The organism is Rhodococcus sp. FH8, from assembly GCF_019266085.1.
In the GTDB taxonomy this organism is placed as follows: Bacteria; Actinomycetota; Actinomycetes; order Mycobacteriales; family Mycobacteriaceae; genus Rhodococcus_F; species Rhodococcus_F qingshengii.
Window position 1 is genome coordinate 1,737,392 of sequence record NZ_LPNQ01000057.1, and the last position, 13,409, is coordinate 1,750,800.

14 protein-coding genes and 1 pseudogene are annotated in these 13,409 nt (G+C 62.9%); 7 read left to right on the plus strand and 8 right to left on the minus strand.

The genetic code is table 11. The features are described 5' to 3' along the window. Positions 1 to 231: 231 nt before the first annotated feature. Entirely contained in the window at positions 232 to 696 is a 465-nt protein-coding gene (locus tag ATN38_RS11060; protein WP_225320190.1) for a hypothetical protein, read from the minus strand. Between the two features lie 281 nt (positions 697 to 977). On the opposite strand from ATN38_RS11060, the gene helR reads away from it, so the two are divergent. Further along, positions 978 to 3,200 carry an RNA polymerase recycling motor ATPase HelR gene (helR, locus tag ATN38_RS11065; RefSeq protein WP_007735685.1) on the plus strand — a complete coding sequence of 741 codons (2,223 nt, stop codon included), beginning with the start codon at positions 978 to 980 and terminating at the stop codon, positions 3,198 to 3,200. On the opposite strand, the gene ATN38_RS11070 is transcribed toward helR, so the two are convergent. Next, entirely contained in the window at positions 3,162 to 3,923 is a 762-nt protein-coding gene (locus tag ATN38_RS11070; RefSeq protein ID WP_218747979.1) for an IclR family transcriptional regulator, read from the minus strand. The two genes, helR and ATN38_RS11070, sit on opposite strands and share 39 nt — an antisense overlap. Before the next feature lie 69 nt (positions 3,924 to 3,992). Between ATN38_RS11070 and ATN38_RS11075 the strand changes: the two genes are divergently transcribed. Genes ATN38_RS11075 through dmpG form a run of 3 tightly spaced genes read left to right on the plus strand, consistent with a single transcriptional unit; the run spans position 3,993 to position 6,786 of the window. Beyond that, positions 3,993 to 4,820 (plus strand): 2-keto-4-pentenoate hydratase, encoded by an 828-nt coding sequence (locus ATN38_RS11075; protein ID WP_007735684.1) that lies wholly within the window; start codon positions 3,993 to 3,995, stop codon positions 4,818 to 4,820. Next, positions 4,817 to 5,761, plus strand: a complete 945-nt coding sequence (locus ATN38_RS11080; RefSeq protein WP_003943168.1) for an acetaldehyde dehydrogenase (acetylating) — start codon at positions 4,817 to 4,819, stop codon at positions 5,759 to 5,761. Before ATN38_RS11075 ends, ATN38_RS11080 begins: the two co-directional genes overlap by 4 nt. Beyond that, on the plus strand, positions 5,758 to 6,786 hold the full coding sequence (gene dmpG, locus ATN38_RS11085; protein ID WP_020909650.1) for a 4-hydroxy-2-oxovalerate aldolase: 1,029 nt from the start codon (positions 5,758 to 5,760) through the stop codon (positions 6,784 to 6,786). Before ATN38_RS11080 ends, dmpG begins: the two co-directional genes overlap by 4 nt. Positions 6,787 to 6,897: 111 nt before the next feature. On the opposite strand, the gene ATN38_RS11090 is transcribed toward dmpG, so the two are convergent. After that, the gene (locus ATN38_RS11090) at positions 6,898 to 7,719 is read right to left on the minus strand and encodes an alpha/beta fold hydrolase (protein WP_030537432.1); all 822 of its coding nucleotides are present in this window, start codon (positions 7,717 to 7,719) and stop codon (positions 6,898 to 6,900) included. Positions 7,720 to 7,839: 120 nt separating this feature from the next. Then, on the minus strand, positions 7,840 to 9,666 hold the full coding sequence (locus tag ATN38_RS11095; protein ID WP_030537433.1) for an ATP-binding protein: 1,827 nt from the start codon (positions 9,664 to 9,666) through the stop codon (positions 7,840 to 7,842). 75 nt (positions 9,667 to 9,741) lie between these two features. On the opposite strand from ATN38_RS11095, the gene ATN38_RS11100 reads away from it, so the two are divergent. After that, complete coding sequence (locus ATN38_RS11100) at positions 9,742 to 10,116, plus strand: response regulator transcription factor (RefSeq protein ID WP_030537434.1); 375 nt, start codon at positions 9,742 to 9,744, stop codon at positions 10,114 to 10,116. A 27-nt stretch (positions 10,117 to 10,143) separates the two neighbouring features. On the opposite strand, the gene ATN38_RS11105 is transcribed toward ATN38_RS11100, so the two are convergent. Then, a complete protein-coding gene (locus ATN38_RS11105) occupies positions 10,144 to 10,800 on the minus strand; it encodes a response regulator transcription factor (protein WP_030537435.1) in 657 nt (218 codons plus the stop codon). A gap of 356 nt (positions 10,801 to 11,156) precedes the next feature. Between ATN38_RS11105 and ATN38_RS11110 the strand changes: the two genes are divergently transcribed. Beyond that, on the plus strand, positions 11,157 to 11,618 hold the full coding sequence (locus tag ATN38_RS11110; RefSeq protein WP_050654953.1) for a DUF6389 family protein: 462 nt from the start codon (positions 11,157 to 11,159) through the stop codon (positions 11,616 to 11,618). A 62-nt stretch (positions 11,619 to 11,680) separates the two neighbouring features. Here ATN38_RS11110 and ATN38_RS33370 read toward each other — a convergent pair whose 3' ends face one another. From ATN38_RS33370 to ATN38_RS11120, 3 genes and pseudogenes are all read right to left on the minus strand, one after another. Further along, complete coding sequence (locus tag ATN38_RS33370; protein ID WP_370852753.1) at positions 11,681 to 11,773, minus strand: DUF664 domain-containing protein; 93 nt, start codon at positions 11,771 to 11,773, stop codon at positions 11,681 to 11,683. A 79-nt stretch (positions 11,774 to 11,852) separates the two neighbouring features. Then, positions 11,853 to 12,011 (minus strand): annotated as a pseudogene (locus tag ATN38_RS33375) (mini-circle protein); the annotation flags it as partial. A 133-nt stretch (positions 12,012 to 12,144) separates the two neighbouring features. Continuing rightward, complete coding sequence (locus ATN38_RS11120; protein ID WP_083745013.1) at positions 12,145 to 12,621, minus strand: hypothetical protein; 477 nt, start codon at positions 12,619 to 12,621, stop codon at positions 12,145 to 12,147. A gap of 375 nt (positions 12,622 to 12,996) precedes the next feature. On the opposite strand from ATN38_RS11120, the gene ATN38_RS11125 reads away from it, so the two are divergent. After that, entirely contained in the window at positions 12,997 to 13,368 is a 372-nt protein-coding gene (locus ATN38_RS11125; RefSeq protein ID WP_047272349.1) for an SdpI family protein, read from the plus strand. The last annotated feature ends 41 nt before the right edge of the window (positions 13,369 to 13,409 follow it).

The following is a 13,409-nucleotide window of genomic DNA, read 5'->3' on the forward strand; positions in this document are numbered from 1 at the left end:
CTACCCCGTCGAAATTCGCATAAACATCCGTGCACCGACACGCCGCAACGCGTACAAGAAGCGGCCACCGAGGGGAGTGCCGTTCACTCTCGTGTGTTATTCAGTGCTCATGAGCCAGTTACAGACCGATCCCCCCGTGGGCGGAACGCTGTCCACGATTCGCGCGCTTGCGCCCAACCTGGCTCCGAGCGAGCGATGCGTCTCGAACATCTCAAATAGCAAACAGCATTCTCAGAAACTGTTTACCGGGCACAGGAATTGGCGGGACTCGTTCCAGAAGGGGAAGAGGTCGGTGGTGGTGGCCGTGGGGTGGTCGATCTCGGCGAGAGTGTAGAAATCGAGAATCGTCCGCCCGGCGGTTGCGCTGACCTCGCATGCCTGCAAGCTCAGTTTCGCCTCCGCCACGAAGCCGATACTGCGGGCGAAAGGTCCGAGGGTCCCGGCATTGACAAAACCCTCGAGGTTTTGTCCCCACTGGTTGTAGTCCGACTGCAAAGCAAAGCTGCATGTTTCACCGAACAACTCGGTGCAGGTTGTCGGCTTCCCACCGATCGTGTGAACCGTATCGGCGAGCTCGTGCGAAGTACCTTCGCGCGGTGATCCGGAAAGGAGAAGCAAGACGGCGACGGCCAAGGCAACCACCAGAAGGATGCTCGCGGCCGTTGCCAGTATCGCCTTCACAATCCCTCGATCCACGTAAGTTCATGAGGGGAACCGTTTTTGGAACACCGGTCACTGGATTTGTACCCGTGACACTCGGGGTCCAAACATCGACCAGGCTGGGAGCCGTGCATCAGGCTGGGGGGTCGCGAGAGGATCTGTGGGAAAAAGCCGAGGGAGGATCGACACTCCCTTCCACAATCAATGTATATCGCACCGGGGGCCTTGCGGCAAGGCCCGGGTAGTGCCGCAGAATGGCTCTTCCGATCCCGCACGACCCACTACGGGATCGGAACAGCCAGCGGAAGTGAGGGCACGTGCCAACCCAGGGATACGAAGAAGAACTGCGATCCGAGCGGAACTATGTGGAGGCGCTCTACGCACGCCTCGATGCGGAGCGCGCCCGAGTCAAGGGCAGGTACAGCACCGCTCTGCGCGGAAACGGCGAAGCACTCATGGAACGCGATGCAGAGGTGCGCGCGCTCGCCAAAGAGGTGAAGAGGCTGGACGTAGCCGACAACGGCCTGTGCTTCGGCCGGTTGGACTCGCTGTCGGGTGAGACTTCGTACATCGGCCGAATCGGCCTTCTCGATGCGGACAACGACTACGAACCGGTGCTGCTCGATTGGCGGGCGCCGGCATCTCGCCCGTTCTACGTTGCCACCGCTGCAAACCCGGAGAACATGCGTCGACGCCGTCAGTTCCACACACGCAGTCGACACGTGGTCGATTTCACCGACGAGGTACTCGGGCGCCCTGACGGCGCAGAACACGACACCCACAGCGATTCCGCCTTGCTCGCAGCAGTCAATGCACCCCGCGGTGAGGGAATGCGGGACATCGTGGCGACCATCCAGGCCGAACAGGACGACATCGTCCGACTCGAACACCCCGGGGTGCTGGTGATCGAAGGTGGCCCCGGTACCGGGAAAACCGTCGTCGCCTTGCACCGCGTCGCCTACCTGCTCTACACGCAGCGAGAGCGAATGGAACGTCACGGCGTCCTCGTGGTCGGGCCGAACCCGGCGTTCCTGAACCACATCGGCCGCGTACTGCCCTCGCTGGGCGAGTCCGACGTGGTGTTCATGACCACCGGTGATCTCGTTCCGGGTTTACGCGTCACCGCCGAGGACGCTCCTGAGGCCGCTGGGCTCAAAGGCTCGCTGAAGATCCTGGACGTTCTCGGCGCAGCGATTGCCGATCATCAGCGATTGCCCGAGAACCCTTTGTTGATCGAATTGGCGGACGTCACAGTGCGAATCGACGCCGAAACTGCGGAGTGGGCCCGAGAAGAAGCTCGTTCGAGCGGACTCCCCCACAACGACGCTCGCACTGTGTTCACCGAAATCGTCACCTGGGCACTGACCGAGCGGGCGATAGCGCGGATCGGCAAGGGATGGTTGACACGCAGTGACCGTGAAGCCTGGGAACAAGTGCGCGCAGATCTGACCGCAGAGTTGGCGGAGAATGACGCGTTTGCCGCCGCACTCGACGCACTCTGGCCGATCTTGACACCGAAAGAGCTACTGACACAACTGTTTACTTCGCCAGAACGCCTACGCAAGGCAGGCGCAGACGAGACACTGTTGCGCCGAGAGGGCGATGCCTGGACGGTGTCCGACGTTCCGCTTCTCGACGAATTGGTGGACATGCTCGGCCGGGACAAGCCCGTCGACCAGAGTGCCGAACGTGAACGCCGCGACGAGGCTGCGTATGCAGCGGGCGTGCTGGACATGATGATCAGTCGTGAAGACTTGATGGACGACGAGGATCATCTCCTCGCCCAGGACATGCTGTACGCCGAGGACCTGGCGGATCGTTTCGTCGAACGCGATACCCGGGAGCTCGCCGAACGCGCTGCTGCTGACCGAGACTGGACGTACAGGCATATCGTGGTCGACGAGGCACAAGAGCTGTCCGAGATGGACTGGCGAGTCCTGATGCGCCGCTGCCCGGACCGGTCTTTCACGGTAGTAGGTGATCTCGCGCAACGACGTTCACCCGCAGGTGCTCGCTCGTGGGCGACGATGATGGAGCCGTACGTCCCCGGCCGCTGGATCTACCGATCCCTGTCGGTGAACTATCGCACCCCCGCCGAGATCATGAGCGTCGCCGCCGCCTTGCTCGCCGAGTTCGCGCCAGACGTCCAGCCACCCGAGTCCGTCCGCGCCTGCGGGGTCCAACCGTGGTCCAAGCGAATCTCCGCCGACGAACTAGCCTCCGCCATCGACGAATTCAATCAGGACGAGGCCGGACGCGAGGGTACGAGCGTCGTCATCGGACCTGCGAGTGTGCCCGGCGCTGTGCCGGTTTCGGAAACGAAGGGCCTCGAGTTCGATGCCGTGCTCGTCGTGGAACCGGAGCGAATCATCGCCGACGGCCCACGCGGTGCGTCTGAACTCTATGTCGCCCTCACCCGCGCGACCCAACGTCTCGGCGTCCTACACGAGGGGCCATTGCCGCACGCATTGACCGGGCTCGTCCGGGTCGGGACGGCCAGATCACCGCAATCGTTCGCGGCGAGCGATCGTGCTGTGTAGGCCTTCGGCAGCAGCGCGCACGTAGTACACCTGGCTCTCGGGGACGAAGCGACTGGTGGGACCGGTGACACTGATGGCCGCGACGGGTTTGTCATTGGTTCCGAATACCGGCGCCGCAACGCATGCGAGACCCGGCGCTGATTCCTCGCGCTCGAACGCAATACCGGTCTCGACCACTCGGTTCAGTTGGGTGTTGAGAATGCCGGGCGCAACAATTGTGTGCGGGGTCCGGCGCGTCATCGGCTCCGACAGCACCTCGCGGCGAAACTCGTTGTCGGAGAATGCCAGGAGCGCCTTGCCGATTGCGGTGCAATACAGCGGTATCCGGCCACCGGTCCGGGACGGCGAGTTGGCTTGCCGGTGTCCGCCGATCTTCGCGACGTATACGACGTCGTGGCCGTCACGGACCCCCAGGTGGACTGTCTCGTGGGTCCGCTCGTACAGGTCCTGGAGGAACGGCATCGCCATCTCCAGGAGGCTACGTTCGAGAGAGGCGAGCATGCCGAGTTCGAAGAGGCCGCCGCTGAGCCGGTAGCCACCGTCGATACGGTCGAGTAGCCGGTTCGCGACCAGTTCGTTGGCCAGGCGGTGCACCGTCGCCTTGTGCAGGCCCGTCCGCTGGACCAGGGTGGCCAGAGGCAACACGTGGTCGTCGGCCCGGAAGGCGCGCAGGATCGTCACCGCCTTGCCGAGCACGGTGTCGAGGTTTGCGCTGCCAGTCACCTCCCCAGCGTATCGCTGAGTGAGACAGTTCCCTGGCGCAATCTCGGTGCCGCGGCGAAAGTAGTGGCCATGAGCCAGCCCACGAATACCAGTACAGCTAGCGAGACCGACATCGCAGCTGCTGCGGACCGCCTCGCAGCCGCCATCGCGAGCGGCACTCCCTGCGCGCCCGTGCGCGATCTGATCGGCGCCGACGACCTCGTCGCCGCCTATGCCGTCCAGCGCCGCGTCGACGAAATCCGTCGGCAGGCGGGGGCCGTGGTCGTAGGCCGCAAGATCGGCCTGACCTCGGTGGCAGTCCAGCAGCAGCTCGGTGTCGACCAGCCCGACCTCGGCGTGCTGTACGCCGACATGGAGTTCCCCGCCGGCGGCGCCATCCCCATGAGCCGTTTGATCCAGCCCAAGGTCGAAGCGGAAGTTGCCTTCGTGCTCGGTGCCGACCTCGTGGACGGACCGCTGGACAGTGCGCAGGTGCGCGGTGCGATCGACTACGCCGTCGCCGCGATCGAGATCTGCGACAGCCGCATCGAGTCGTGGGACATCAAGTTCGGTGACACCGTCGCCGACAATGCGTCCTCGGGCGTGTACGTCCTGGGAACCGAACGACGCACCCTCGACGAGGTGGAACCCGCCGGCGTCGTCATGTCGATGTCCGTCGACGGCACCGAGGTGTCCACCGGCGTCGGAACCGCCTGCCTGGGCGATCCGATCGAAGCCGTCGTCTGGCTCGCCCGCACTGCACGTGAGTTGGGGCAGCCGCTGACCGCAGGGCAGGTGATCCTGTCCGGCGCTCTCGGCCCCATGGCACCGGTCACCGCAGGCAACGTAGTCACCGTGACCGTCTCCGGGCTCGGTTCCGTCACCACCAGTTTCTCCAGCGAAGAGGACAACGCATGAGCAAGGTCAAGGTCGCGATCATCGGATCGGGCAACATCGGCACGGATCTGATGATCAAGGTGCTGCGCAACTCCGACTACCTGGAGATGGGCGCGATGGTCGGTATCGACCCCGCGTCCGACGGCCTCGCTCGCGCGGCGCGTCTGAACGTGCCGATCACGGCAGAAGGCGTCGAAGGCCTTGTCGGTCTGCCGAACTTCGACGAGATCGAGATCGTCTTCGACGCCACCTCGGCAAAGGCTCACGTGGCCAACAACGCGCGGCTAGCTCCCCTCGGCAAGCGCATGATCGACCTGACGCCTGCCGCGATTGGACCGTACGTCGTACCGGCTGTCAACGCGGACGAGCACTTGGACGCACCCAACGTCAACATGGTGACGTGTGGCGGCCAGGCCACCATCCCGATGGTTGCCGCTGTTTCTCGGGTCGTCCCGGTGGCGTACGCGGAGATCGTCGCATCCATCGCCTCCAAGTCGGCCGGTCCCGGAACGCGCGCCAACATCGACGAGTTCACCGAGACCACGTCCGAGGCGATCGTGGCAGTCGGCGGCGCTCGTCGCGGCAAGGCCATCATCATCCTCAACCCCGCTGAGCCGCCGCTCATCATGCGCGACACGGTCTTCTGCCTCGTCGACGCACCGGACCCGGCTGTTCACGACGAGATCCGTCAGTCGATCGAGAAGATGGTCGGCGACGTGTCCGCGTATGTCCCCGGCTACCGGCTCAAGCAGGAAGTCCAGATCACCGAGATCCCGGCCGACCAGCCCGTCGAGACGTTGCTCGTCGACGGCAATCGCCCCACCCACCAGGTGTCGGTGTTCCTCGAGGTCGAGGGCGCGGCACACTACCTGCCTGCGTACGCCGGCAATCTCGACATCATGACGTCCGCCGGAATGCAGATCGCGGAGCGCATCGCCCAGCAGAAGGAAGCAACCAAGTGAGCAACCGCAAGATCTTCGTCCAGGACGTCACCCTTCGTGACGGCATGCACGCTGTCCGCCACCGCATTTCGCCCACCGACGTCAAGCGGATCGTCACAGCTCTCGACGCTGCCGGCGTCGACGCGATCGAAGTAGCACACGGTGACGGCCTCGCCGGCGGCTCGCTCAACTACGGCCCCGGCTCGAACACCGACTGGGAATGGATCGAAGCAGCGGCCGAGGTACTCGAGCACGCTCGTCTCACCACGCTGCTACTTCCGGGTGTCGGCACGATCAGTGAACTCAAGCATGCCTACGACCTCGGTGTGCGCTCGGTTCGCGTTGCCACGCACTGCACCGAGGCCGACGTCTCCGCGCAGCACATCGAAACCGCCCGCGAGATCGGCATGGACGTCTCGGGCTTCCTGATGATGAGCCACATGGCGCCTGCCGAGGAACTGGCCAAGCAGGCCAAGTTGATGGAATCGTATGGCGCGCACTGCGTCTACGTCACCGACTCGGGTGGACGTCTGGTGATGAACGACGTCGCGGATCGTGTTCGTGCATACCGCGACATCCTCGACGAGGGCACCGAAATCGGTATCCACGCCCATGAGAATCTCTCGCTCTCGGTTGCCAATTCCGTTGTTGCAGTGCAGAACGGCGTCACCCGCGTCGATGCTTCGCTTGCCGGTCACGGCGCCGGTGCCGGCAACTGCCCCCTCGAGGCCTTCATCGCCGTCGCCAACATCGAGGAGTGGGAGCACGGCTGCGACCTGTTCGCCCTGCAGGATGCCGCCGACGACATCGTCCGACCGCTGCAGGACCGGCCGGTCCGCGTCGATCGCGAAACCCTCACTCTCGGCTACGCCGGCGTGTACTCGAGCTTCCTGCGCCACGCCGAAGCTGCGTCGGAGCGCTACGGAATCGACGTTCGCACACTGCTGCTCGAAGCTGGACGCCGCCGTCTGGTGGGTGGTCAGGAGGACATGATCGTCGACATCGCGCTCACCCTCGCAGCGCAGGCGACAAAGGAAGCAGTCTGACGCGCTGCCGAGTTCGCTGACACCCGAGTCCCGTCTCCGGACGAGGGCGGGACTCTGTCGCGTAAAGGCCGGTGGTGACCATACGGTCACCACCGGCCTGGGCTGAATGGCTTACTTGGCGATGAAGTCGAGAATGTCTGCGTCCAAAGCCTTCTGGTAGTCGCCGTAGATTCCGTGCGGCGCACCCTTGTAGATCTTCAATGTGCCGTCATTGACCAATTCGATTGCCTTGAGGGCGGCTGCGCCAATGGGAACGATCTGGTCGTCGTCACCCTGCGCAATGAAGACGGGAACGGTCAACGCCTTCAAGTCCTCGCTGAAGTCCGTCTCCGAGAACGCCTTGACACAGTCGTAGGCAGCTGCCAGATTGACCAGCATTCCCTGGCGCCAGAAATCGTCCTTCGCCCCCTGGGACACGTTCGACCCCTCGCGATTTGCGCCGAAGAACGGCTCGGCGATGTCGCGATAGAACTGCGAACGGTCGGTGAGAACTCCGGACCGGATGTCGTCGAACGCTTCGATCGGTGTGCCCTCCGGGTTGTTCTCCGACTTCACCATGATCGGCGGAACGGCGCCGGCGGTGATCACCTTGGCAACACGCCCTGCGCCGTGTTGCGCTGCGTACCGAACGACCTCGCCGCCTCCGGTCGAGTGACCGACGAGCGTCAGATCGTGGAGGTCGAGCGCTTCGACGAGTTCAGCCAGATCACGGGCATAGGTATCCATGTCGTTGCCCTGATAGGTCTTCGAGGACCGGCCGTGGCCGCGACGGTCGTGTGCGATGGCACGGTAACCGGCGTCGGCGAGCACCTTGAGTTCCAACTGCCAGGCGTCCGAGGAGAGGGGCCAACCGTGGCTGAGCAGCACAGGCCTCCCGGCGCCCTGTTCGGTGTAGTAGATCTCGGTTCCGTCGGAAGTGGTGATGTACGGCATGATGTCCTCCTGGGCGAAAGGTTCTCGTTGGGTAACAAGAACATTCGTCCACTTCAGGAGCGATGTCGTCGCTGCTGGCTTCCATTGTGGGGGAGCGCTACCCGGGGAACCCACTACCGGCTAACTGGTAGAGGGATCGATGCGAACGGTGATGGTGGTGCCACCACCGACCGGGCTCGAGATCGTCAGAGTTCCTCCAACCGCGGCAACGCGGTCCTGCAGCCCGATCAGACCCGAACCGCTTTCGGCGTCTGCTCCCCCCTTGCCATCGTCACTGATGGTGAGGTCCAGACGACCCTCTTGCGAGACGGCCGCGATCGTAACCACGGACGCGTCGGCATATTTCGCGGTGTTGGTGAGCGCTTCAGCGACAACGTAGTACGCCGCGACTTCCACAGAATCGGTTAGTCGAGTGACGATCTCGGCTGTGAGCGCGACCGGGATCGGACTGCGGCGAGCCAAAGTCTTCAGCGCCGGCGCGAGACCCCCGCGGGACAGGATCGCCGGGTGAATCCCTCGCGAGAGTTCACGAAGATCGGTATTGACTTGAGCCAGTGTCTCAACGGTGCGGGCCAAGCTGATTCGCAGCTCATCGAATCCGTCGGGAACTGCGGCCTGAGCGCCGCGTAACTCCATCCCGAGAGTGACGATCCGCTGTTGCGCCCCGTCGTGCAGGTCACGTTCGATGGTTCGGCGGGCTTTGTCGGCTGCAGCCACGACGCGCGCCCTGGACCGTGTGAGCTCGCGCCTGGTTTCACCGTTGTAGACCGCGGTTGCGAGCAGGTCTGCGAAGTCGGTCAACCGGTCCTCGACGTCACTCGCGAGAACACGTCCCGTACCGCCGATGATTACAGCTCCCCACGTCCGACCGTCGACGTTGATCGGTACCCCGATTCCCGTACGCAACCCGCGTCCGCGCAGCCTCCCCGCGATCGCCCCTGTCGCAGTGGTGAAGTCGATGGCAATCGGCGCACCCGAAGTCTCGACGATCGTGCAGACGTTGTATCCACCGACAGGGAAGCGTTCACCCGGGATCAATCGTTCTCCGGTTGTAGTATCGTCCCGCGCAGCGAGAATTGTGAAGTAGTCGTCGTCGTCGTAACGCACGACCGACACGTGTTCGATGTCCAGTCCGTCGGCCAACTCCGCGGCGACAGCATGATGGACATCGTCGGGTTCGGCTCTCGAGGCAACAAGTGTCGCTACGCGTCGCAGTGAAGCCTGCTGACGCGCCAACGCGAGAGTCTGTTCGAGAAGTACCCCGCGATCTCGCACAGCGGCAAGCAGGGCCTCGAGCGACGGTACGATTCGTTGAACGCGGCGAGCATCGGCCTGGGTCAACTCTGCCGGTACAAGTAGCGAACCCGCGACACAGGCTCCATCCCGTAGAACGATCCGCCTCTGCCCGCGCCCCACCGGGGCATCCGCGGGCCCTAACTTCGCATACGGCGCGGGCAGGTCGAGCACGGCGGACAATCGCACGCTCGCGTCGTCAAGCATCTCCACTACATTCGACGTCCGAAGCATCGTCCGAGCCAGCGCAGCCAACAGATCCGCCTCACGACGACGCTGATCCGATTCCATGGCGCGAAGACGTGACTGACCGACGAGAACGTTGGTCAGCAAGGCCAGGACGAGAAAAACCACCACTGCCGGTACAAGGCTTTCACGGCTTTCGACGACGTGGATGTAGGCGTACGCGGCAGTGCTGGCAACCGCCGTCGCAATTGACAGCCGAAATCCCCAGCCTGCCGAAACGACGAGGACACCGAAAAGAAAAACCGCGCCGAACGCATTCTCGGGTGCAATCCGCTTCAACATCAGAACGAGAAGAATCTCCACGACAATCAATCCCGTAGCCAGGGCGATGCCCCAACCGAGGGGAGGAGCGCTCGGACGCAGCACGGACGTGACGAGACGGCCGCGCAACGGAACTGACGAAGTCATCGGACGCCCGGGTTCCCCGAGAAATTACGGGTAGCGGTAATGCCGGGTGCGCCGACGTCTGACAGCCTTGACAGGGTGAAGTCTTCCGACCGGAGCTGCCTCATCGTCGACGACAGCGATGCATTCTGCACCGCTGCACGACGAGTGCTCGAGGCCGCGGGTATGACGGTTGTCGGAACCGCATCCAGCCTCGGCACGGCCATCACAGTGGCCGAAGCTACCCACCCCGACCTGGTCCTGGTGGACATCGACCTCGGTTTCGAAAGCGGATTCGACGTGGTGGAGATTCTCCACGCCGCCGGTTTGGCGCCGACGCCGGCCATCATCCTTGTGTCGACACACGACGAAGAAGACTTCGCCGATCTTGTCGAATCGAGTTCAGCCATCGGATTCCTCTCGAAGTTCGAACTGTCCGCAGACTCGATTGCGCGGATTCTTTCGCAAGGATGAGTGTGCCGATTCAAACGCAGACACCCGTCAGCTGACGGCATCGAGATACATGATGACTGCGCGCACGCGGCGATGGTCGTCGGCGGTACTCTCCAGATCGAGCTTGGTGAGGATGCTCCGCACGTGCTTTTCGACGGTGCCCTCGGTGATCCACAGCCGACGCCCTATCCCCACGTTCGACAGGCCTTCTGCCATCAGCGTCAGCACTTCTCGCTCGCGGACGCTAAGTGCCGCCAACGGGTCGTCACGTCGCCTGGCCGCCACCAATTCGTAGACCAGAGCGGGATCGATGACCGAGGCGCCGGCTGCGATCCTGTCGAGCGTCGCGACGAAATCGTCTACGTCGGTCACTCGACTCTTGAGGAGGTACCCGATCCCCTTCCCTCCGTCGAGAAGCTCCAACGCATGATCGACCTCGACATGTGCTGACAGTAAAAGCATTGCAACGGAGGGGAACTCTCTTCTTATACGCAGCGCTGCGTCGAGCCCTTCCGAAGTGTGTGACGGTGGCATCCGGATGTCGATGATGGCCAGTTGCGGATTTTGCCCGTCGACCAGTGTCAGCAGTTCGTCCGCATCCCCTGCCTGTCCGACGATTTCCAGGCCTGCCCGAGTGAGCAGGCTGGCCACCCCCTCCCGTAGGAGCACGTCGTCGTCGGCGATGACCACTCGCAGGGCCGTCACAAGACTCGGCTCGATACCTGTTGCACGAGGGCCGCCTTCCACTTGCAGTCCGCACTCGCAAGTGCGTGGCGGCCGGAGATGGGACCACCGCTTAAAAGATAACGGACATATGCCACCTTCACCGCTCTGATCTCGAGGAGCGAAACCGTCGTGCGCAGATTCCGCACTCAACGCTGCGAGTCTCCCCACATCAATACAAGCCAAACCCTATCGATTTCCGAAAATGCTTGCAGGCGAATGGTTATCCTTTGACACGAAGATGCACTGCGAGTCCCCCAGGTCTCGTCATCGCTCCACATTTCGGCCAAGACCCGATACCACCATGCTCGAAGCCACGAGTTCTATATTCTGAGTCCGTGGAAGCTACCGAATACCGTGACTCGCTGAGGTCCGTCCTCGACACCACATCGTCGGTAGTCGAAAGCCGGCTGGCGGCGATGCGCGCCGCGGCGACAGCACATGCCGAAGGCATTGTCATCGACGTCTCCGTGGACCAGGACGGCGAGGGCACTTTCGGCGTCTGGGCGCGATTCGACGATCCGGATGCGTTCAGTTTGAATCAGCAGATCGGCGACGAGCGGGAGCTTTTCAGCGTGATCTGGGGTGAGGAAGGCTGGGAGCCACCGGTTCCCACTCGTCCGCGAGAGTGGTCACGCACGGAACTCGAGAAAGTTATCGTCGGTGTCGGTGCCGAGTGGATCGGCGCGCTCGTTCCCCCGACTGCATCCGAACTGCACTGGGAAGTAACAACTCCCGACGGAGCGACCGACCCGATACCTGTGGGCCCCGATTTCGGTAGTGGACATTCGCCTCAATGAAGCGCGGAAGCTGTCGGCGAGACGGACGACTTCGAACCACTGTTGTGATCGATGTTGCGATGTCACCGACCGGTCGAACCGTCGATAAGTTCGCGGAGGATGTCAGCGTGCCCGGCATGGCGCCCGGTCTCTTCGCTGAAACGTCGCTTTCCAATCCGTCACGTTTTCGGCGAGAAACATCGATCGTTCGACAAAGGTCAAATGATTGACCAGCCCGAGCAAGGTTGTTCCCGACCGAACAATTGTGGTGCGCACCTGAGGTTCCGGAGCACCTTCAACCTCGGCAGCGATCGAATCACGCAGGTAGTCGAGAAACGCGCGCAGCGTATCGGTCTCGCTAATCCCTGTCCGGGGCGGTGGGACATCACGGCGGCTCCGACGCGACGTTGCCATGGTGGATCTCCTTCCTCGGTGAAGAACGACGAAGAGGCTTCATTCCTGGATAGGCAGTACCGATCCTTCCGAACTCACGCCGATCCCGCATCAAATTTTGCCGTTGCGGCAAAGGCCGGCTTAATTGCCGGTATCACCGCGCCGAATGCAGGTCGCGCACATGTTGAGGCGTCCGCCACTTGCCGACCTCGAACGGCCACCGCCGCAGCGGATAAGCGAGACGGGCCACGAAGTAATTGACGTATTCGACGACGCCGAAAGCCCACACCACCATGATGGCCGCCGCAGTGACGAAATGATCTGGTAGCCAAATGAGCACGCCGAGGAGACCGACCGCCAAGACGACAATGTCGAGGACCCGAAACACACGGTAGAGCGCCGCGAGGCGGGCAGGCATCGGCGCCTGCTCGACCCAGCCTCGGGCAAGCAGCCAATAGACACCCGCTTGCACGAGAACCACGAGCATTGGGGCCAGCGCCGACCACAGCGCCGCGGAGTCTTTCGGACCTTCGAGCCGAGGCATCACGACGCTGACAGCCACGGCGGCAAACACTCCCGCGGCGGCCAGTTCGCCAAGACCGAGGCTCAGGTACCTGCGTCGCAAACTCATTCGCCGTTGATCCACCACGTGAGAGACCATATCCGTTGATCACCGCGCAGCGGGTGCGCAGCAGCTTCGAGGCTTTGCCTGAGATGGATCAGGCTCACAGCCAAAGGAATACGGTTCACCTCGACTTGATTCGGGCGGATCATCCGGCACGTGTTGGCGGATCCGGCGGGAAACCTTTTTTGCCTAGGCAATCCACACTAGGGCTTGTCTGAAAACTAGTCCGAGATCGAGTCCACTGCTCATCCGACAAAGCCTGAAAGTGCGTCACCCGATCAGCAGTACATACATTCGTTCGCATACAGTCGGATGTGTCCCAGCGGCACCCCAGACTGGAATGTCCGCTGTGTCAAATCTGCCGACAGGGGGGCTGGACGGGTGGGATCGCCTGACTTACTGGGTCTGACGGCCTCGCTGTCGTCGTCGACGCTTGTCCTCGCGTTCGTTGCCGGGATTCTTCCGCGAGTCGTCGGTGATGAACCGAATCCCGTTGTCGGCATACGCACGAAGGCGACGATCTCGAGCCCCGAGGCGTGGCAATTGGCCCATCGGATTGCGTGGCCCCTTCTACGCCGGACGGTGTGGACAGCCGTAGTGGGACTGTGCATGCAGGTCGCTATCGGTGTCGTGACAGGTTTCGGATCTGTGGTGTCGGCTGTCGCCTCAACAGTCGTGTTTCTAGCGGTGCTCCTTGTCCTGCTCTGTGCAGCGTTGAAGGGCAACGCCGCGGCAAAATCGTTGCGGCGCTGACCACCCGGGCCCGCATTTGTCAGAGGTGCCCTAGTTCTCCG